This is a genomic window from Nitratidesulfovibrio sp. SRB-5 (genome assembly GCF_019931275.1).
Classification (GTDB): domain Bacteria; phylum Desulfobacterota; class Desulfovibrionia; order Desulfovibrionales; family Desulfovibrionaceae; genus Cupidesulfovibrio.
Genome location: NZ_JAIOTY010000003.1, coordinates 238,668 through 258,094, shown reverse-complemented (window position 1 = coordinate 258,094; position 19,427 = coordinate 238,668). Strand labels below are relative to the sequence as shown.

Here is a 19,427-nt window from a genome sequence, read left to right as displayed (position 1 = left end):
AGATGGAACCATCGACCGGATAATAAGACTGTACGGGACGATTTGATGACGCCCCTACCTTTCCTCTATACGAAATGTTTAGGGGGGAGGGGTTCGGGGAGGGAGACCCTTTTCAAAGGGTCCCCTCCCCGATTCACTTTTCCCATGCAATCTCCCCTTGCCCCTTGCCCCTTGCAAAGTCGCGCGGGCTTTGCTTTGATGCGGTCAGCATGCTCAAGGTCAGCCACCTGTCCCATTCGTTCGGCACCCACTGGGCGCTGAAGAACGTGTCCTTTTCGCTGGAAAAGGGCGAATTCCTGTTTCTTTCCGGCCCTTCCGGCGCGGGCAAGACCACGTTGCTGCGCCTGTTGCACGGGGCCTTGCCGGTGCAGCGCGGCGCGGCTTCCGTCGCGGGCTTCGACCTGACGCGCCTTTCCGGGCGCACCGTGCCGCTGTTGCGGCGGCAGGTGAGCGTGGTGTTTCAGGATTTCAAGATCCTGCCGGAGCGCAGCGTGTACGCCAACGTGGCCCTGCCGCTGGAAGTGCGCGGCCTTGCGCCGCAGCACATCGGGCGGCGGGTGCGCGCCGTGGTGCGCGCGCTGGGGCTGGAAAACCGGCTGGACACGCCCGGCGGCGAACTTTCCGGCGGCGAGCAGCAGCGGGTGGCCGTGGCCCGGTCCATCGTGGTCAACCCGCAGGTGCTGCTGGCCGACGAACCCACCGGCAACCTGGACCCGGAACTGTCGCTGCGGCTCATGGACATCTTCATGCAGTTCCACGCCTACGGCACCACCGTGGTGCTGGCCACGCACAGCCCGGAACTGATCCGCCGCCATTCGGACGCGCGCCTGCTGCGGCTGGAGGACGGCATGATCACCCACGCCAACTGGCCGGGGGGCGAGGTGTTCCGCTGCGCCGACGGCGGCCTGCATCTGGGTGACGGCAGCGGAAACGGCATGGACCCCTGCGGGCTCGACGCACCGGGCATTCCCGGCAATCCGGGTGACGACGGGGGCAGCGCTTCCCCCGACTCCAACGATTCCGGCAATCCCGACGGCAGGCTGTCACTCTGATGCGCACATTCTTCCGCCTGCTGGCCCGCGGCGTGGCCGACCTGTTCCTGCACCCGTGGGCGCAACTGCTGTCCATGGCGGCGGTGACGCTGGTGGTCTTCCTGTCCGGCCTGCTGCTGATGGCCCTGGCCACGGTGGACGCCGAGCTCAGCGCCTCGCGCGGGGAAACGGTGTACCAGGTGTACTGGCGCCCCGGCACGGACATGGCCCACGTGCGCGGCCAGTGGGAAGAGCTGGGCCACATGCCGTGGCTGGCCAGCCTGGAAACCTACAGCCCGGACGAGGCCCTGACCGCGCTGGCCCGCCGCATGGGCGAAACGACCGGGCAGGCCGCCGGGCTGCCCGTGCCGGACATGGGCTTTCTGTCCGGCAAAAGCCCCCTGCCGCCCACGGCCCTGCTGACCTTTGCCCCGCGCGAGGCCGACCCCGAAAAGTGGGCCGCCGACACCCAGGCCTTTCTCAAGGCCATGCCCGGCGTGGAGCGGGTGGCCGCATCGCCCCTGCGCGACGAACTGGGCAAGGCGTGGCGCTCGGCCAGCCGCTTCGTGATCTGGCCCACCGTGGGCTTCCTGGGCGTGGTGCTGGCGCTGGTGGTGGGCAACACCGTGCGGCTCACCCTGTCCACCCGGCGGGAGGAAATCGAGATCCTGCAACTGGTGGGCGCGCGCAACTGGTACATCCGGCTGCCCCTGATGGTGGCGGGCGCGCTGCAAGGCCTGCTGGGCGGCGGCCTTGCCTGCCTGCTGCTGCTTGCCGTGCACTGGCGCTTCCGCACCGCGCTCAACGTGCCGCCCCTGCTGCTGGAACTGCGCCTGCCCCCGCCGGAACAGGCCGCCCTGCTGCTGGCCGTGCCCGTGCTCATGGGCATTCTGGGCAGCTGGATTGCCGTCCGCAGCCGCTAGGGGTACGTATTCGCCGTGGGGGTTCGAGAAAAAGGAAGGACTCTGCTCCTACCCCGTCCTTCCTTTCCTTCAAGCCCCCCGTTTTCTCCTCCCCCGGACTTTTCTTCGGAGCAACACAGCCGTGCGAACACCCTTCGCACGCTGTAGCGGCAGCCCACACCACACCGCACCGCGCCCCCCCGAATGAAAAGTTTTGAAAGAGGGTGAGGGGGTGCGGGGGAGAGGGGGAAAACTTTTACGTCAGCCGTTCGGTGAGCGCTTGCGCGAACCTTACGGATGACGATCGCAGAGCGAAAAGTTTTCCCCCTCTCCCCCGCGTAACCACCTGCCCAACGACGCATACAATGAGGACGCAGACAATGCGCAGCAAGAAGATGACCCATGGATTGGAGAAGGCCCCGCACCGTTCGCTGCTGCATGCCCTGGGGCTGACGCGCGAGGAGATCGAGCGCCCCCTGGTGGGCGTGGTGAACGCGGCCAACGAGGTGGTGCCCGGCCACGTGCATTTGCACACCATTGCCGAGGCGGTGAAGGCCGGGGTGCGCGCGGCGGGCGGCACGCCCATGGAGTTTCCGGCCATCGCGGTCTGTGACGGCTTGGCCATGAACCACGAGGGCATGCATTTTTCGCTGCCGTCCCGCGAGATCATTGCCGATTCCATCGAAATCATGGCCACGGCGCACCCGTTCGACGCACTGGTGTTCATCCCCAACTGTGACAAGTCGGTGCCCGGCATGCTGATGGCCATGCTGCGGATGGACATTCCGTCCATCATGGTCAGCGGCGGCCCCATGCTGGCGGGCGGCACCCTGGCGGGCCGCACCGACCTGATCAGCGTGTTCGAGGCCGTGGGCCGCGTGCAGCGCGGCGACATGACCATGGCCGAACTGGACGAGATGACCGAAACGGCCTGCCCGGGCTGCGGTTCGTGCGCGGGCATGTTCACGGCCAACACCATGAACTGCATGGCCGAAACCATGGGCCTTGCCCTGCCCGGCAACGGCACCATCCCGGCGGTGACGGCGGCGCGCGTGCGCCTGGCCAAGCACGCGGGCATGAAGGTGATGGAACTGCTGGAAAAGAACATCACCCCGCGCTCCATCGTCACCCCGCGCGCCGTGGCCAACGCCGTGGCCGTGGACATGGCGCTCGGCGGCTCCACCAACACCGTGCTGCACCTGCCCGCCGTGTTCGGCGAGGCCGGGCTGGACCTGACGCTGGACATCTTCGACGAGGTCAGCCGCAAGACCCCCAACCTGTGCAAGCTCTCACCAGCCGGGCACCACCACATCCAGGACCTGCACGCCGCAGGGGGCATTCCGGCGGTGATGGCGGAACTGACCAGGAAGGGGCTGGTGGACACCTCGGTCATGACCGTCACCGGCAAGACCCTGGCCGAAAACCTGGCCGAGCTGAACGCGCGCGTGCTCAATCCGGACGTAATACGTTCTGTAGACGTTCCGTATTCGGCGCAGGGTGGCATCGCCATCCTGAAGGGTTCGCTGGCCCCGCAGGGCGCGGTGGTCAAGCAGTCCGCCGTGGCACCGGAAATGATGGTGCGCGAGGCCGTGGCCCGCGTCTTCGATTCCGAGGGCGAGGCGCATGCCGCCATCATGGGCGGCAAGATCAACAAGGGCGACGCCATCATCATTCGCTACGAAGGCCCGCGCGGCGGCCCCGGCATGCGCGAGATGCTGTCGCCCACCGCCGCCATCGCGGGCATGGGCCTGGGCGCGGACGTGGCCCTGATCACCGATGGCCGCTTCAGCGGCGGCACGCGCGGCGCGGCCATCGGCCACGTTTCGCCGGAAGCCGCCGATGGCGGCAACATCGGGCTGGTCAGGGAAGGCGACCACATCCTCATCGACATTCCGGCCCGCAGGCTGGACCTGCTGGTGGACGAGGCGGAACTGGCCGCCCGGCGCGAGACCTTCGTGCCGCTGGAAAAGCCGGTCACCTCGCCCCTGCTGCGCCGCTATGCCCGTCAGGTGACCAGCGCGGCCACCGGGGCCATGTACCGCAAGTAGCCTGCCGTAGCAGCCTGAATGCTTGCGGGGGAGGGACCCTTTTGAAAAAGGGTCTCCTCCCCCGCCCCCCCCCACCCCCCAAAACTTTTATTTGTATTCCCTCGCATTACGAAGCCCCCTCAATGGGGTTCCAAAGCGTGGTAGCGAACCTTCAAAAACGAACTCTTCCAGTCGTCTGTTAATTCGTCCTCGCCCCACACGGCTTTCATTGACGGCCCGTCGCACCACCCGGTGCGGCGGGCCGTTCTGCGTGGCGGCAGTGGGTGGGCTTTCGGCAAAATGCCCGCTCCCGCGCTTGACACTCAATCACTATATCAGTATTTGCTGATTTAGTGATGTTATCATCCCCGAGCAACGCAGACCGCTGCATGCTCGGACGTGGAAGGGAAACGGAAACCGGTGCGAATCCGGTACAGGCGCGCTGCCGTGTTCGGGCATGCCGCCCGCATCCACCGCCACCGCATCCGGCGCTCCCCTGCCCGCACGGGCAACGGGCTGCCGGACGCGGCACACGGGAAGGATGCGGGCCACGGCTTCGGACCACGCGAGGCCCCTCGCAAGGGTATTCGCGTGGCCACGAAGCCTCTCACCCACCGCCCGTCAGTCGGAAGACGTCCCCTCCGCACCGCCCAAGGCCGCGCGAACCGGACCCCGGCATGCGCCCGCCCGTTGCACGGGCGCGCGCTCGCGAATCGCTCTCACCTGTCTTCACGCATTCCGGAGGTGGCAATGCGTACCCACACCCTTGGTTTTCCGCGCATCGGCGGCAACCGTGAACTGAAAAAGGCCGTCGAGGACTACTGGAAAGGCGCCGCCACGCGGCAGCAACTGGAGGACGCCGCGCGCGCCATCCGCCTGCGCAACTGGACCCTCCAGCGCGAGGCGGGCATCGACGTGGTGCCCGTGGGCGACTTCGCCCTGTACGACCACATCCTGGACGCCGCCCTGCTGCTGGGCGTCATCCCCCCGCGCTTCCGCAACGGCGATGCTCCGCGCGACATAGACCTGATGTTCCGCATGGCGCGCGGCCAGGGCGGCGACCAGCCCGTGGCCCCGCTGGAAATGACCAAGTGGTTCGACACCAACTACCACTACCTGGTCCCGGAACTGGACGCGGCCACCACCTTCGCGCCTGACGCCGCCCCCCTGCTGGCCCGGATCGACGAGGCGCTGGCGGCGGGTTTCACCCCCAAGGCGGTGCTGCCCGGCCCCATGACCTTCCTGTGGCTGTCCAAACGCGTGGATGGCGGCACCCGCTGGTCGCTGCTGCCCGCCCTGCTCGACGCCTACGGCGCGCTGCTGCGCGACGTGGCCGCCCGCTGCCCGCTGATCCAGCTGGACGAGCCCATTCTTTCGCTGGACCTCGCCGACGACATCCGCTCGCGCTTCGTGCCCGCCTACGCCCGGCTGCGCGTGGCCGTACCGGACGCCACCCTGCTGCTGGCCAGCTACTTCGCCCCGGTGGGCGACAACCTGGCAACGGCACTGTCCCTCCCTGTGGACGTGCTGCATCTGGACCTGGTGCGCGGCCCGGAAGACCTGGCCCCGGCGCTGGACATCCTGACCCGCGCTGCCGCACGGCAGCCCGCCGATACCGGCCTGCCACAATCCGTGTCGCAATCCGGCATTGCGCTTTCCCTTGGCGTCATCAATGGCCGCAACGTGTGGCGCGTGGACGCGGACAAGGCCGCCGCGCCGGTGCGCGCCGCCGTGGCCGCCCTTGGCCCGGACCGGGTGTGGGTGGCCCCCTCCTGCTCGCTGCTGCACAGCCCCGTGGACCTCGACGCGGAAACCGGGCTGGACCCGGAAGTGGCGCAGTGGCTGGCCTTTGCCAGACAGAAGTGCGCAGAGGTGCGCCTGGTGGCCGACATGTGCGACCTGAATGGCCGCGCCGACGCGCCGGAAACCGCCGCCGCCCTGGCCCGCAACCGGGCCGCGCTGGCCGCGCGCGCCGCAAGCCCGGTCATCCACGACCCCGCCGTTGCGGTCCGCGCAGGCACCGTCACCCCGGAAATGGGCTGGCGCGCCACGCCCTACACCGCCCGCATCGCTGCCCAGCGCGCCGCGTTGCGCCTGCCCGTGCTGCCCACCACCACCATCGGCTCGTTCCCCCAGACCGCCGACATCCGCGCCCAGCGCCGCAAGCTGCGCACCGGCCAGATCACCGAGGCCCAGTACGACACCGCCATGCGCGAGGCCATCGCCACCGCCATCCGCGAGCAGGAGGCCCTTGGGCTGGACGTGCTGGTGCACGGCGAGCCGGAGCGCAACGACATGGTGGAGTACTTTGGCGAGCAGTTACGCGGGTTCTGCATCACCGCCAACGGCTGGGTGCAGAGCTACGGCACCCGCTGCGTCAAGCCGCCCCTGCTCTACGGCGACGTCTCGCGCCCCGGCCCCATGACCGTGCGCTGGATCACCCATGCCCAGGCGCTGACCCAAAAGCCGGTCAAAGGCATGCTCACCGGCCCGGTCACCATCGCCTGCTGGAGTTTTGTCCGTGATGACGTGCCCCGGCCCGTGGTCTTCCGCCAGCTTGCCCTGGCCATCCGCGACGAGGTGGCCGACCTTGAGGCCGCGGGCATCGGCGTCATCCAGATCGACGAGCCCGCCCTGCGCGAGGGCCTGCCCCTGCGCCGCGCCGCCCATGCCGCCTACCTCGACGCCGCCGTGGGCGCGTTCCGCCTGGCCTCGTCCGGCGTGCGGGACGCCACCCAGATTCATACCCACATGTGCTACTGCGACTTCCACGACATCATCGACCACGTGGCCGCCCTGGACGCCGACGTCATCAGCCTGGAAGCCAGCCGCAGCCGCATGGAGCTGCTGGAGGTCTTCGCCACCCACGCCTACCCCAACGAGGTCGGCCCCGGCGTGTACGACATCCACAGCCCGCGCGTGCCCTCCATCGACGAAATGGAAACCCTGCTCCGCGCCGCCACCCGCGTCCTGCCCCTGGACCGCCTGTGGGCCAACCCCGACTGCGGCCTGAAAACCCGCGACTGGCCCGAAACCCGCGCCAGCCTCGCCCACCTCGTGGCAGCTGCCGCACGGGTGCGCGAAGGGGTGTAGCCAGAAGAAGGACTTGAAAGAATGACCGGGGAGGGGACCCTTTAAAAAGGGTCCCCTCCCCGGACCCCTCCCCCCTAAACTTTTTAGTTAGGGTAGGCTCCGCAATGCGTAACCGCAGTATCCCAAGCCCTTCCCCTGCGATGCCCCCCAATTGAAACGTTTTGTGGGAAGGGGTGGGTTTCCCCGCCCCCGGTTTCTCCTTCCTTTCCCCCATGATCCACCTCCCCATCTTCCCCCACGTCCCTCCGCCCCACACCCTTTTCGCGCGGGTGGTCTTGGCGTATGCTGCGCGCAAACCGGATGCCGGAAGCAATGGGGAGGCGCATGAATCAGCGGTGGGATGCGGACACGGTGCGGGGCTACATGCAGTGGCTGGAGACGCCCCGGGGGGCGTTTGCGGTGCGGCACGAGCAGCGGCTGCTGCACCACATGGTGTCTGGCTGGCCACGGCGCGGGCACACCCTGCTGGAGGTGGGCTGCGGTCCGGGGGTATTTCTGGAATCGTTCTGGGGCGCGGGGTTCGACGTCACGGGGCTGGACAGCAGCGAGGCCATGCTGGAGGCCGCGCGCGAGCGCATGCACTGCCGGGCGGACTTTCACCTTGGCGTGGCCGACCACCTGCCCTTTGATGACGACGCCTTTGACTACGTGGCCCTGCTGACCTGCCTGGAATTCGTGCCCGACCCGGCGGCGGCGCTGGCGGAAGCGTTCCGGGTGGCTTCACGCGGGGTGCTGGTGGCCTTCCTGAACCGTATTTCGCCCTACTACCCCACCCACGGGGTGCCCATGCCGGGGCTGCGCGGTTCCTTGCTGCGGCAGGCGCGCTGGTTCAGCGTGCCCTCCATGTACGGGCTGGTGCGCGGCACGGGGGTGTCCTGCTCCGTCACCATGCGCTCGGTGCTGCACGGCCCGGCCTGCACCTGGCGAGAATCGCGGCTGTTCGAGATGCTGAACGGCTGGATCAGCCTTTCGCCGTTCGGGGCGTACGTGGCCATGCGCATGGACTTTGGCCGCCGCATGCCGGTCACCCCGCTGATGCTGCGCACGGGCAAGGCCGCCGTGTCGCGCATGGCGCCCGGACGTCAGGCCGCCACGGACGGCTTTTCCTGCCGCAGAAAGCACGAGGAGTAGCCGGACTGCCCGCATCGGGCCCATATCCGGACCAAACTTGCGCCAAGCATGGGCCATAAAGGGTCCAATCCGAGTCAATCCGCTCCATTCCAGGCCATTCCCGGCCCATGCCGCGCCGCCTTCTGCCCGCCCGGGCCGTTCAGGCCTGCCCTAGTGCCTCGGCCTGCCGGGGCCATTCCGCGCGCGTGATATTCGACGATTTTGACAATACCCGCCCATTGGACTATCCATGGCTGTTTCCGCACCGGCGGGGCGCGGCGTGCCGTGCGCATGCCCCCTGCCGCGCAAGCCTGCATCCGGAAGCGAGCCATGAGCACCAACAATTCCGACAAGACCGCACAAAAGGTTACGAGCGACAAGGTGAGCACCATCAAGGGGTTCGCCGACATGTTCAGCCCCGACAGCGACGTGTTCACCTTCATGGAGAACACCGCGCGCGAGGTGTTTGGCCGCTACGGCTACGCCGAACTGCGCACCCCGCTGCTGGAACGCACCGAACTGTTCTGCCGCTCCATCGGCACCGAGACCGACGTGGTGCAGAAGGAAATGTACACCTTCCCCGACCGCAAGGGCCGTTCGCTGACCCTGCGCCCGGAAGCCACGGCGGGCGTCATGCGCGCGTTCATCGATGCGGGCCGCCACGCGCAGGAGCCGGTCTCCAAGCTGTTCACCACCGGCCCCATGTTCCGCTACGAGCGCCCGCAGAAGGGCCGCATGCGCCAGTTCCACCAGATCAACTGCGAATGCCTTGGCCCGCAGGAACCGCAGGCCGACGCCGAACTGGTGCTGATGCTCATGACCTTCCTGCGCGAACTGGGGCTGACCGACCTTTCGTTGCAGGTGAACTCGCTGGGCTGCCGCGAATGCCGCCCGGTGTACCGGGCCGCGCTGCGCGACTTTCTGGATTCCATCGACCGCGAATCGCTGTGCGAGGACTGCCGTCGCCGCATCGACACCAACCCGTTGCGGGTGCTGGACTGCAAGGTGCCCACCTGCCGCGAGCTGACCGCCGAGGCCCCGCGCATCATCGACCACAACTGCCCGGAATGCCGCAGCCACTTCGACACGGTGCTGCGCGTGTTCGACGCCGCGCAGTTGCCCTACGTGCTCACCCCGCGCCTGGTGCGCGGGCTGGACTACTACAACCGCACCACCTTCGAGGTGGTGTCCGGCTCCATCGGCGCGCAGTCGTCGGTGGCGGGCGGCGGGCGGTATGACGGCCTGGTGGCGCAACTGGGCGGCCCCGACGTGCCCGGCGTGGGCTTTGCCTGCGGCATGGAACGCCTGGCCCTGATGATGCCCGCGCTGGAAAAGAAGCGGCCCGATTTCTACATCGCCGTGCTGGACCCGGCTGCGGCGGACGCGGCCATGCTGCTTGCGCAGGAACTGCGCGCGGCGGGCAAGGCGGGCGAGGTGTCCTTTGCCGCGCGCGGCATCAAGGGCCAGATGCGCCAGGCCGGACGCACCGGCGCGCGCTGCACCCTGCTGCTGGGCGGCGACGAGATGGCCAACGGCACCGTGGTCATCAAGGACATGGACAGCGGCGAGCAGCGCAGCGTGCCGCAGGGCGAGGCCGTGGCAGCCGTATAGGGCTGTCCAAATCGGCCTTTCGCCCGGTGGCGTCGTCAAACGGCGCCTGCCAAAGGACGAAACCCTGCTCTGAAAACAGTCCTCGTCGCCACTGCGTCAGCATTCGAAAATTCATAGCCGAAGAACCCCTTGATGCCCGTAACGCGTCAAAGAGGCCACCCGGAATCCTTTCAGCCTTGTCATCCTCGGGTAACATCCAAAGGAACCGTTCATGAGCGATCAGAAACTTGACGTCCAACAGGAACACCAGCAGTACATCGAACCCCTGGGCGACTGGGTGCGCAGCCACGATTGCGCCACCCTTACCGCCGCCGACACCGGGGCCGAAGTCTGCCTGATGGGCTGGGTGCAGTACCGCCGCGACCACGGCGGCCTCATTTTCGTGGACCTGCGCGACCGCCAGGGCCTTACCCAGATCGTGTTCAGCCCTGACGTCAATCCCGCCGCGCATGAGCGCGCGCACATCATCCGCTCTGAATACGTGCTGGCCATTCGCGGCACCGTGCGGCCCCGGCCCGAGGGCATGACCAACCCCGGCATGAAGACCGGCGAGATCGAGGTGTACGTTTCCGAATGGAAGCTGCTGAACACCTCCAGGACGCCCGCCTTCGTCATCGAGGACCGCACCGAGGCCAGCGAGAACCTGCGCCTGCAGTACCGCTACCTCGACCTGCGCCGCCCGCGCATGGCCAACAACTTCATCGTGCGCCACAAGGCCGCGCAGGCCACCCGCCGTTACCTGGACGAGCTGGGCTTTCTCGAGATCGAGACGCCCTACCTCACCAAGTCCACGCCGGAAGGCGCGCGCGACTTCCTGGTGCCCAGCCGCCTGAACCAGGGCCAGTTCTACGCCCTGCCGCAGTCGCCCCAGCTGTTCAAGCAGCTGCTGATGATGTCGGGCATGGAGCGCTACTACCAGATCGTGCGCTGCTTCCGCGACGAGGACATGCGCGCCGACCGCCAGCTGGAGTTCACCCAGATCGATATCGAGATGAGCTTCGTGGACGAGGAACAGGTGATGGCCATGGCCGAAGGCCTGATGGCCCGCGTGTTCCGCGACGCGCTGGACCGCGAGATCGCCACCCCCTTCCCGCGCATGAGCTATGACGACGCCATGGCCCGCTACGGCGTGGACAAGCCGGACACCCGCTTCGGGCTGGAGTTGCAGGACGTCACGCACATCGTGCGCGGCTCCAACTTCAAGCTGTTCGCCACGGCGGAGCTGGTCAAGGCCATGCGCGTGCCCGGCGGCGAAACCATGACCCGCAAGGAGATCGACGAATTCACCGAGTTCGTGAAGATCTACGGCGCGCAGGGCCTGGCCTGGATCAAGATCCGGCCCGACGAATGGCAGTCGCCCATCGCCAAGTTCCTGTCCGACGAGGAACGCGCCGGGCTGAAGGACGCGCTGGGCCTTGAAACGGGCGACATCGTGTTCTTCCAGGCGGGCGCGCCGGGCATGGTCAACGCGGCGCTGGGCAACCTGCGCGTGCGCCTTGGCGAGCACCTGGGCCTCATCGACGAGAACGCCTTCAACTTCCTGTGGGTGACCGACTTCCCGCTGTTCGAATACGACGAGGAAGAGAAGCGCTACGTGGCCTGCCACCATCCGTTCACCTCGCCCAAGGACGGCCACATGGACGTCATGGTCGAGAACCCGGCGGCGGCCCGCGCCCGCGCCTACGACATGGTGCTGAACGGCTACGAACTGGGCGGCGGCTCCATCCGCAACCACACGGCGGAAAAGCAGCGCCGCATGTTCGCGGCACTCGGCTTCTCGCCGGAAGAAGCGGAAGCGCAGTTCGGCTTCCTGACCCAGGCGCTGGAAATGGGCGCCCCGCCGCACGGCGGCATCGCCTTCGGCATGGACCGTCTGGCCATGCTGCTTACCGGCTCGTCGTCCATCCGCGACGTCATCGCCTTCCCCAAGACCCAGAAGGCCACCTGCCTGCTCACCCAGGCGCCGGACAGCGTATCCGCCCGCCAGCTGCGCGACCTGGGCCTGCGCCTGCGCGAAACGGGCAAGGACGGCGCGCCCAACGCTCCGCAGGGCTAGACCCCGCACATTGTCTGCTCCGTACGGGGGAGGAGGGCCGCGCGCCTTCCTCCCCCGTCGCTTCGCCCCCTGTTCTCTGCCCTTTCCTTGCCCGCACGGCGTGCTTACCGTAGGGTGATCGCATCAAACGCCCACATCACAGGACCGCCCATGATCCGAGAAGTGCTGCAATATCCCGATCCGCGCCTTGCCGTCGAATGCGAGGACATCACCGAGATTACCGATGAAATCCGTCAGCTTGCCGCAGACATGGCCGAAACCATGTACCGGCAGGACGGCATTGGCCTTGCCGCGCCCCAGGTGGGCGAGCACTGCCGCCTGATCGTGGTGGACGTGTCCGGCCCGGAAAAGCGCGAGGCGCTGATGACCTTCGTGAACCCCCGGCTGGAGCTGACTGGCGACAAGATCGACTCGGAGGAAGGCTGCCTGTCGGTGCCCGGCGGCTACCGCGCCACGGTCACCCGCAGCGACACGGTGCGCCTGACCGCGCGCGACCTGGACGGCAACGAGGTGTGCATGGACGCGGACGGCCTGCTGGCCGTATGCCTGCAACATGAGGTGGACCACCTGAAGGGCACCCTGTTCATCGACCACATCAGCAGGCTGAAGCGCACCCTGTACGATTCGCGCGTCAAGAAGATGCAGAAGAACGCGCCCCGGCCCATGCCCACGGCAGCAGCCAGAACGCGCACGGGAGCGCGCTAGCATGACCGGGCAGGACGCAGTGCACGGTGATGGCGCCATGCCGGACGGCAACGGTAATACGGACGCCGCACGGGTGGTGACGGAACCCGCCGCGCCGCGCGAACCCCTGCGCGTGGTGTTCATGGGCACGCCCGGCTTTGCCTCGGTAATCATGCGCCACCTGCTGGAATGGGACGGCTGCGAGGTGATCGCCGCGTACACCCAGCCGGACCGCCCCTGCGGGCGCGGCCAGCAGTGCAGGCCGCCCGAAGTGAAACTGCTGGCCATGGAACACGGCGTGCCGGTGTACCAGCCCCTGAATTTCAAGACCGAGGAAGCCGTTGCGGAATTGCGCTCCCTGCGGCCCGACGTGCTGGTGGTGGCCGCCTACGGGCTTATCCTGCCGCAATCGGTGCTGGACATCCCGCGCCTTGGCCCCGTCAACGTGCATGCCTCGCTGCTGCCGCGCCTGCGCGGTGCAGCGCCCATCCAGCGCGCCGTCATGGCCGGTGACGCCGTGACCGGGGTAACCATCATGCGCATGGAAGCCAGCCTGGATACCGGCCCCATGCTGCTGCAAAAGGCCATGGGCATCGGCATCGGCGACACTGCGGGCGACCTGCACGACCAGCTGGCCGAGCTCGGCGGCAGGCTGCTGACCGTGGCGCTGGGCAAGCTGGCCGACGGCACCGCCGTGGCCATTCCGCAGGATCACGACCGGGCCACCTACGCCGCCAAGCTGACCAAGGCCGACGGCCTCATCGACTGGAACCGCACTGCTGTGCAGGTGCACGCGCACATTCGCGGGGTTACCCCGTGGCCCGGCGCGTACTGCACCATTCAACGGCAGAGTCAGGGGCTCCAGAGCGGTACGGTCCAGAAGGAACTGCGCGTGTCCCTGGGCCCCGGTCGCATCGGCCCGTTGCGGTCGGAGGCCCCGGAATACGAGGGCGCCGCTCCCGGCACGATAGTCGGGCTGGTGGACGAGCAACTGGCCATCGCCTGCGCCGACCGGCTGTACCTTGTGGATTCCATCCGCCCGGCGGACCGCAAGCCCATGGATGCCCGCGCCTTTCTGTGCGGCTACCTGAACGCCTGCGAGTGCGACGGCGGCCTTGCCGTGTGCGTGTAGGCGGCTGACGCAGGCGCTGCCACAGGGCCACCACCTTGCAGGTGTGGCCCGACCCGAGTGGCGCACCCCGTCCGCATCCGGCCCTGTACCGGTACGGCCCGACAACGACGTATCACGCCCCGGCCCCAGGTCATCACCGGACCAGCCCCGGAACATCCCCGGCCCCCCCGGGCACCGCGTACCCACCCTTTTCCGCGCCTAGCAAGTACGAAAGCCATGTCCATGCCCATCCGCAAGAACCCGGATTCCCTCCCGCGAGAGGACTACCACGGCGCCCGCAAGCGGCTGTTCATCGGGCTCATCAGCCTGACGTCCGCCGCCCTGTGCCTGGTGCTGCTGGTGGGGTGGATCATCCCGTACATCGGACTGGGCAACATCCATCCGCTGGTGCCGGACATCACCGGGGCCCTGCTGGTGGCGTGCATTGCGCTCATCGTGTGGGCCACGCTGGGGCTTGTGCTGCACATCTACACCGGGCGGCCCTGGTTCGGCTCGCAACGGGTGCGCGGCGTGGCGGTAAAGCTGTTCCTGCCGCTCATGGAGCTGCTGGGGCGGCTGTTCGGCATCTCGCGCGAAGAGGTGCGCCACTCGTTCATCAAGGTCAACAACGAGCTGGTGCGCGGCGAGACGGGCAGCTTTGCCCCGTCGGACGTGCTGATCCTGCTGCCGCACTGCCTGCAGTCCAGCAACTGCGCGGTGCGCCTGACCTACGGCGTGGACCACTGCAAGCGCTGCGGCCAGTGCCCCATAGAGCGGCTGCTGGCCCTGCGCGACCGCTACGGCGTCAAGCTGGCCATAGCCACCGGCGGCACCATCGCCCGGCGTATCGTGGTCAAGGAGCGCCCCCGGCTGATCATTGCCGTGGCCTGCGAACGCGACCTTGCCAGCGGCATCCAGGACACCCACCCTATCCCGGTGTACGGCGTGCTCAACGAGCGGCCCAACGGCCCCTGCCTGGACACGCTGGTCAGCCTGCTCAACGTGGAAAAGGCCCTGCGCCACTTCCTGAACGTGCTGCCGCCCGATGTTGCAGAAAATGTCGCGGAAGATGATGCGACAGATGTTGCGGAAGCTGACACGACTCGCGCGGCACCCGGCTCTCACGGTGCTCCCGCAACTGGCATGCCGGGCTCCGTTGCCGATGCCACCTTCGGGGCCGGCAGCGGACATTCCCCGGGCGTCCGGCATGCCGTGAGCCCCCATGATGCCGGTGTTGCCACAGCCCGCGACCAGCGCCCGCAGGAAGGCACGCCTGCGGCCTCTTCCCCCGCAGAGGCGTCCGCCGCGCCGTCGGAACCGCAATGAGCGCCCGGCGTCCCCAACCCCACGCAAAGGGGGCCCCCCTGCCTCCGGCTCGTGCCGCTGCCCTTGCCGCCTTGGACAAGGTGCTGCGCAAGGGGCAGGAAGTGCAGGCCGCACTGGACGCCGTGCTTGCGGATGCTGCCGCACGCAATGAAGCGAGCGCACGCGCAAACGCAAGCAAGGCATCTGCCAGCAATAGCACCACACACGTCGCAAACGCCTCCTCGACCACACCAGACGGTTCCGCATTGCGGCATGCCGGAATTTCGCGTCAGGACGCAGCCTTGGCCACGGAACTCGTCTACGGGTATCTGCGGTCGGAAATCCGCATTTCGTGGCTCCTGCGCCGCTTCCTGACAGCCCCGGAGAAGTTGCCGCCGGAGGCCTTGCTGACCCTTGGCGTGGCCGCGCACGAAATCGTGCACCTTGACCGCATCCCCGACTACGCGGCGGTGGACTGGGCCGTCACCCACATCCGCCAGCGCTTCGGCCCCGGTCTCGGCAAGCTGGCCAACGCGGTGCTGCGCAACGTGGCCCGGCTGGGCGGCGATGCCCGCAACGCGGAGATGTACCACGCCGACCTGCCGGACCCGCGCGATTTCCTGTCCGTGCACCATGCCGCACCGCGCTGGCTGGTGGACCTGTGGTGCGATGCATACGGCATGGACCGCGCAACAGACCTGCTGGCGTCCAGCGCCCAGGCTCCGGCCCCGGCGGTGCGCGTCAATGCCGCCCGTCCCGGCTGGCAGACGCTGCGTGACCAGTTGATTGCGGATCACGGCGGCACCGCCTGCGGCCATGCCGGGGTGGTCTTTCCCGTCGGCGGATTTCCGGCCGAGGTTGCCGCGCTGGAACGCGCGGGGCTGCTGTCGCGTCAGGGCGCGGCATCGCAGGAAGTGCTGGACGCATTGCGCCCGGATACCTGGGAAGGCCCGGTGTGGGATGCCTGCTGCGGGCGCGGCGGCAAGGCGCTGGCCCTGCTGGAGCGCGGCGTGGACGTGGGCCTGTGCAGCGACCCCAATGCGGGCCGCCTGCGTGGCCTGCGTGCCGATGCCGAACGGCTGGGCCTTGCCGTGCCCGCCATTGTCCGTGCCTCCGCAACGCAACCGCCCTGCGCAACGGACGGCACCTGCCCCGCAGGCGGTCCGGGTGGCCCGGCCCGGCCAGTTCCGCCAGTTCAGCCAGTCACACCAGACACGCCGGTCACAAATGTTGGAACGGCCAGCGCGGGCGCCTTCCGCACCATTCTCATCGATGCGCCCTGTTCCGGACTGGGTACCCTTTCCCGCCGCCCGGACATCAAGCTGCGCCGCTCTCCCGCCGACCTCGACGCGCTTGCCGCGTTGCAAGGCAGGATACTTGATGCCGCCCTGTCCGTGCTGCCCACGGGTGGTCGGCTGGTGTACATCACCTGCACCCTGAACCCCGCCGAGAACGAGGCGCAGGTCGAACGTCTGCTATCCCCGACCGGTGCCGCCAGTGCTGCCCCCGTCATTGTCGAAGCGCAGCACACCACCCCCGCCGACACCCCGGCCCGTGAATTCTTTTTCGGCGTGGTGCTGCGCAAGGGGTAACCGCGCTCGCCTCCCATCGCGACGCAAAGGGGCGCCCGGAGCATACAGCTTCGGGCGCCCCTTTGCGTGCGCGCTCGCCTGGCGGCGACTTTTCGCCTGTCGCCGGTTACGCCTTGTCGTCCTTGCCGTCAGCAGATTGCCCCGCCACACGCATCCGGCTGACCATGCTTCGGTAATACGCTTCGTACTCCTCGAAGTTCAGCGGACGGTTCCGGCTGGCGCCCACCTTGCGCAGCAGCAGGTTCAGCTTCTGCATCTGGCGATACTTCTCGCGCTCGTCCGAACAATTTTCCAGCAAGTCCATCACCGTCTGTATCTCGCGTGCTGTTTCCAGCTGGGGCGGCAGGTAGCCCGCGTTGCGGAGCACCTTGCAGGCCATGCGCAGGTCTTCGGGCACCATGGAGTCGTCCTCCAGGTCCAGCGGGCGTCCGGCACCCGGCAGGTTGTCGAATGCGCCCTCTTCCTGCGCCTCTGCTATGCGCCGCTCGGCAATGAGCGTTATGGCGTTCATGAAACCTCCGGCATGGCGGGTGGGCCTGCGTGGGCGCGCTGCGCCCGCCACAGTGAAAGACAAAAAAACATCCTGCGCGGGGCACCGGCTCTGCACGGTTTTTTCTGCGCATACGCCCCCACCCCGCGTTCGGCAATGCCCTGTGCCTGCCCCGTGCGGCTCGCGCCCTCCCCGCGTTCTGGCGCGCCACCCCACTTAAAGGCGGCTCAGAAACGCCAACAAAACGTATTACGTTTCCATCTGCGTTTACACTTCATGTTTCACGTGAAATCGCACATCGTCACCAAAACAAGCAGGGCTCCCATTCGGGAGCCCTGCAAAACAACGGATCAAGGGCGATGTTCAGGCCCACCGGTCCACGTGCGGCACCGGCAGGGTGGCGATGGCCTCGCGCAGTTCATCCGGCAGCACGGATGCCGCCCCAACCTGCCCCACCACGATGCCCGCAGCGTAGTTGGCCAGCACGCAGCTTTCCAGCAAATCCACCCCGGCTGCAAGGGCCAGGGCAACGGTGGCGATGACCGTATCCCCGGCGCCGGTAACGTCGAACACGCTGCGCGCGGTGGTGGGGATGTGCCACACCTTGTCTGCGGCCTCGAACAGGGCCATGCCTTTGGGACCAAGGGTGGTCAGCAGGTGCTGGCAGTGCAGCTTGTCGAAGATGGCCCGCCCGGCAGCCAGGATTTCGTCGCGGGTGCCCGTGGGCAGGTGCGCGCCTTCGCTGGTTTCCTTGGCATTGGGCGTGGGCATGAACACGTTGCGGTACAGATGGAAATTGGGCGTCTTGGGGTCCACCAGCACGGCGGGGCGCGTGCCGCGCTGCGCCCACAGCATTTCCAGCCCGTCCATGAACTCGCCGGTCACCACGCCCTTGCCGTAGTCGGACACGATGACCACGTTGCAGTCGGCGCTGGCCGCATCCACAAGCCGCAGCAGATCGGCCAGGTGCTGGCCGCCGATGGGGCTGGTTTCCTCGCGGTCTATGCGCAGCATCTGCTGCTGCCGGGCAATGACGCGGGTCTTGAGGGTGGTGGGCCGTCCCGGAATTTCCACGAACGCGGCGTCCACGCCCTCGTCCCGCAGCACGCGGCGCAGCAGCGCGGAACGCGGACCGTTGCCGCACACGCTGACAAGGCGCGGAACACCCCCCAGGGTGCGGATGTTCTTGGCCACGTTGCCCGCGCCGCCCACCAGGTGGCGGTCCTCGGACACGCTGATGACGGGCACGGGCGCTTCGGGAGAAATGCGCTGTGCATCGCCCACCAGGTATTCGTCGATCATCACGTCGCCCACCACGCACACGCGGGCGCCCGCCAGACGGGCCACCAGCGCGCTCAGTGCGGCGCCATCGATGCTGTAGTTGACCATCAATTCATCCTGCAAAGTGTAATACGAAACCTGTGGGCAGGCATAAAACAAGGAACCAGCCTTAACGCTGCTCCAGCCCAAGCCGTGACAGAAGCTGCGCAAGCTGCTCCGGCGATTCGAAATTGAGGGTGATCTTGCCCTTCTCTTCCGTGCCGCTCACCGATACGCGCAGGCTCAGCGCCTCGTGCAGGCGGCCTTGCAGGCTGCGCATGGACGGCGCAACCCGGTGCGGCGGGCGCACGGGGCGGGCCTCTTCCCTTTTGGGCGGAACGGCCAGCGGCTCTGGCAAGGCACCCCGGTCCCGCCAGTGGGCGGCAGCGGCTTCCGCCTCGCGCACGGAAAGCCTGTCGGACAGGATGCGCCGGCGCAAGGTGTCTTGCGGCTCCGGATCGGTGACGGTAAGCAGGGCGCGGGCGTGCCCGGCGGACAACCGCGCTTCGCGCAGGTCTTCACGGGCGGCTTCCGGCAGATGCAGCAGGCGCAGGGTGTTGGCCACTGCGGGGCGGCTCTTGCCCAGCTTCTGGGCCAGATCTTCCTGGCTCAGGCCGAACTGCTCGCGCAGTTCCTGCATGGCCAGCGCTTCTTCCATGGGGTTCAGGTCTTCGCGCTGCAGGTTTTCGATAAGCGCGACGGCCAGTGTTTCCTGATCGGTCAGTTCTCGGATGAGCACGGGCACTTCGCGCAGCCCGGCCATCTGGCTGGCCCGCCAGCGACGCTCGCCCGCCACGATTTCGTAGGCCTGCGACGCGCCTTCGGCCTGCCCTTCCGTGCCCGGAATGGGCCGCACCAGCAAAGGCTGCAATACGCCCTGGCTGCGGATGGAGGCGGCCAGTTCTTCCAGCGCCGCTTCCGTGAACAGCTTGCGGGGCTGGCCGGGGTTGGGGCGCAGCGCGCGCAAGGGCAGCGTGCGGATGTCCGAGGGCTTGGGCTGTTCCTGATAGCCCTTGAACAGGGCATCGAGTCCCCTGCCTAATCCGCGCGAAGGTCCTGCCATCGTGTTCTCCTTGACTTTGGGCCGCATTGACC

General features: G+C 67.8%; 13 protein-coding genes, 1 pseudogene and 1 riboswitch. Of the genes and pseudogenes, 11 read left to right on the top strand and 3 right to left on the bottom strand.

Translation table 11 applies throughout. From position 1 onward, the window contains the following. Positions 1–209: 209 nt before the first annotated feature. The 11 genes and pseudogenes from ftsE to K6142_RS15045 form a co-directional block, all read left to right on the top strand. A pseudogene (gene ftsE / locus K6142_RS15095) lies at positions 210–899 on the top strand (cell division ATP-binding protein FtsE); the annotation flags it as partial. A gap of 152 nt (positions 900–1,051) precedes the next feature. Continuing rightward, positions 1,052–1,954: a cell division protein FtsX gene (locus tag K6142_RS15090; protein WP_012613149.1), complete on the top strand. Its 903-nt coding sequence runs from the start codon at positions 1,052–1,054 to the stop codon at positions 1,952–1,954. A 359-nt stretch (positions 1,955–2,313) separates the two neighbouring features. After that, on the top strand, positions 2,314–3,981 hold the full coding sequence (ilvD, locus tag K6142_RS15085) for a dihydroxy-acid dehydratase (RefSeq protein ID WP_223380924.1): 1,668 nt from the start codon (positions 2,314–2,316) through the stop codon (positions 3,979–3,981). 387 nt (positions 3,982–4,368) lie between these two features. Next, positions 4,369–4,596, top strand: a riboswitch (cobalamin riboswitch). A 114-nt stretch (positions 4,597–4,710) separates the two neighbouring features. Then, positions 4,711–7,053, top strand: a complete 2,343-nt coding sequence (metE, locus tag K6142_RS15080; protein WP_223380923.1) for a 5-methyltetrahydropteroyltriglutamate--homocysteine S-methyltransferase — start codon at positions 4,711–4,713, stop codon at positions 7,051–7,053. Between the two features lie 324 nt (positions 7,054–7,377). Next, entirely contained in the window at positions 7,378–8,184 is an 807-nt protein-coding gene (locus K6142_RS15075) for a class I SAM-dependent methyltransferase (RefSeq protein ID WP_190244976.1), read from the top strand. Between the two features lie 309 nt (positions 8,185–8,493). Next, a complete protein-coding gene (gene hisS / locus K6142_RS15070; RefSeq protein WP_190244977.1) occupies positions 8,494–9,774 on the top strand; it encodes a histidine--tRNA ligase in 1,281 nt (426 codons plus the stop codon). Between the two features lie 211 nt (positions 9,775–9,985). Then, positions 9,986–11,830: an aspartate--tRNA ligase gene (gene aspS, locus K6142_RS15065; RefSeq protein ID WP_190244978.1), complete on the top strand. Its 1,845-nt coding sequence runs from the start codon at positions 9,986–9,988 to the stop codon at positions 11,828–11,830. A 150-nt stretch (positions 11,831–11,980) separates the two neighbouring features. Then, positions 11,981–12,535 carry a peptide deformylase gene (gene def / locus K6142_RS15060; protein WP_190244979.1) on the top strand — a complete coding sequence of 185 codons (555 nt, stop codon included), beginning with the start codon at positions 11,981–11,983 and terminating at the stop codon, positions 12,533–12,535. 37 nt (positions 12,536–12,572) lie between these two features. Continuing rightward, positions 12,573–13,646 carry a methionyl-tRNA formyltransferase gene (gene fmt, locus K6142_RS15055; RefSeq protein ID WP_411722712.1) on the top strand — a complete coding sequence of 358 codons (1,074 nt, stop codon included), beginning with the start codon at positions 12,573–12,575 and terminating at the stop codon, positions 13,644–13,646. A gap of 216 nt (positions 13,647–13,862) precedes the next feature. Further along, complete coding sequence (locus tag K6142_RS15050) at positions 13,863–14,951, top strand: DUF116 domain-containing protein (protein WP_190244980.1); 1,089 nt, start codon at positions 13,863–13,865, stop codon at positions 14,949–14,951. After that, a complete protein-coding gene (locus K6142_RS15045) occupies positions 14,948–16,522 on the top strand; it encodes a transcription antitermination factor NusB (protein WP_190244981.1) in 1,575 nt (524 codons plus the stop codon). The genes K6142_RS15050 and K6142_RS15045 overlap by 4 nt, the downstream gene beginning before the upstream one ends. A gap of 106 nt (positions 16,523–16,628) precedes the next feature. Here the strand turns inward: K6142_RS15045 and K6142_RS15040 are convergent, their stop codons facing one another. The 3 genes from K6142_RS15040 to K6142_RS15030 form a co-directional block, all read right to left on the bottom strand. Further along, positions 16,629–17,033, bottom strand: a complete 405-nt coding sequence (locus K6142_RS15040; RefSeq protein ID WP_190244982.1) for a DnaJ family domain-containing protein — start codon at positions 17,031–17,033, stop codon at positions 16,629–16,631. Positions 17,034–17,375: 342 nt separating this feature from the next. Next, positions 17,376–18,401, bottom strand: coding sequence for a bifunctional heptose 7-phosphate kinase/heptose 1-phosphate adenyltransferase (locus tag K6142_RS15035; RefSeq protein ID WP_190244983.1), 1,026 nt, complete (start codon positions 18,399–18,401; stop codon positions 17,376–17,378). 61 nt (positions 18,402–18,462) lie between these two features. Beyond that, on the bottom strand, positions 18,463–19,395 hold the full coding sequence (locus K6142_RS15030; protein WP_190244984.1) for a ParB/RepB/Spo0J family partition protein: 933 nt from the start codon (positions 19,393–19,395) through the stop codon (positions 18,463–18,465). Positions 19,396–19,427 lie beyond the last annotated feature (32 nt).

What these genes read in the sequence shown, in the direction of transcription:
- K6142_RS15045 (WP_190244981.1), top strand. Translation starts at nt 14,948, where the DNA reads ATGAGCGCCCGGCGTCCCCAACCCCACGCAAAGGGGGCCCCCCTGCCT.
- fmt (WP_411722712.1), top strand. Translation starts at nt 12,573, where the DNA reads ATGCCGGACGGCAACGGTAATACGGACGCCGCACGGGTGGTGACGGAA.
- K6142_RS15090 (WP_012613149.1), top strand. Translation starts at nt 1,052, where the DNA reads ATGCGCACATTCTTCCGCCTGCTGGCCCGCGGCGTGGCCGACCTGTTC.
- K6142_RS15035 (WP_190244983.1), bottom strand. Translation starts at nt 18,401, where the DNA reads ATGGTCAACTACAGCATCGATGGCGCCGCACTGAGCGCGCTGGTGGCC.
- K6142_RS15050 (WP_190244980.1), top strand. Translation starts at nt 13,863, where the DNA reads ATGTCCATGCCCATCCGCAAGAACCCGGATTCCCTCCCGCGAGAGGAC.
- K6142_RS15075 (WP_190244976.1), top strand. Translation starts at nt 7,378, where the DNA reads ATGAATCAGCGGTGGGATGCGGACACGGTGCGGGGCTACATGCAGTGG.
- K6142_RS15040 (WP_190244982.1), bottom strand. Translation starts at nt 17,033, where the DNA reads ATGAACGCCATAACGCTCATTGCCGAGCGGCGCATAGCAGAGGCGCAG.
- aspS (WP_190244978.1), top strand. Translation starts at nt 9,986, where the DNA reads ATGAGCGATCAGAAACTTGACGTCCAACAGGAACACCAGCAGTACATC.
- def (WP_190244979.1), top strand. Translation starts at nt 11,981, where the DNA reads ATGATCCGAGAAGTGCTGCAATATCCCGATCCGCGCCTTGCCGTCGAA.
- ilvD (WP_223380924.1), top strand. Translation starts at nt 2,314, where the DNA reads ATGCGCAGCAAGAAGATGACCCATGGATTGGAGAAGGCCCCGCACCGT.
- hisS (WP_190244977.1), top strand. Translation starts at nt 8,494, where the DNA reads ATGAGCACCAACAATTCCGACAAGACCGCACAAAAGGTTACGAGCGAC.
- K6142_RS15030 (WP_190244984.1), bottom strand. Translation starts at nt 19,395, where the DNA reads ATGGCAGGACCTTCGCGCGGATTAGGCAGGGGACTCGATGCCCTGTTC.
- metE (WP_223380923.1), top strand. Translation starts at nt 4,711, where the DNA reads ATGCGTACCCACACCCTTGGTTTTCCGCGCATCGGCGGCAACCGTGAA.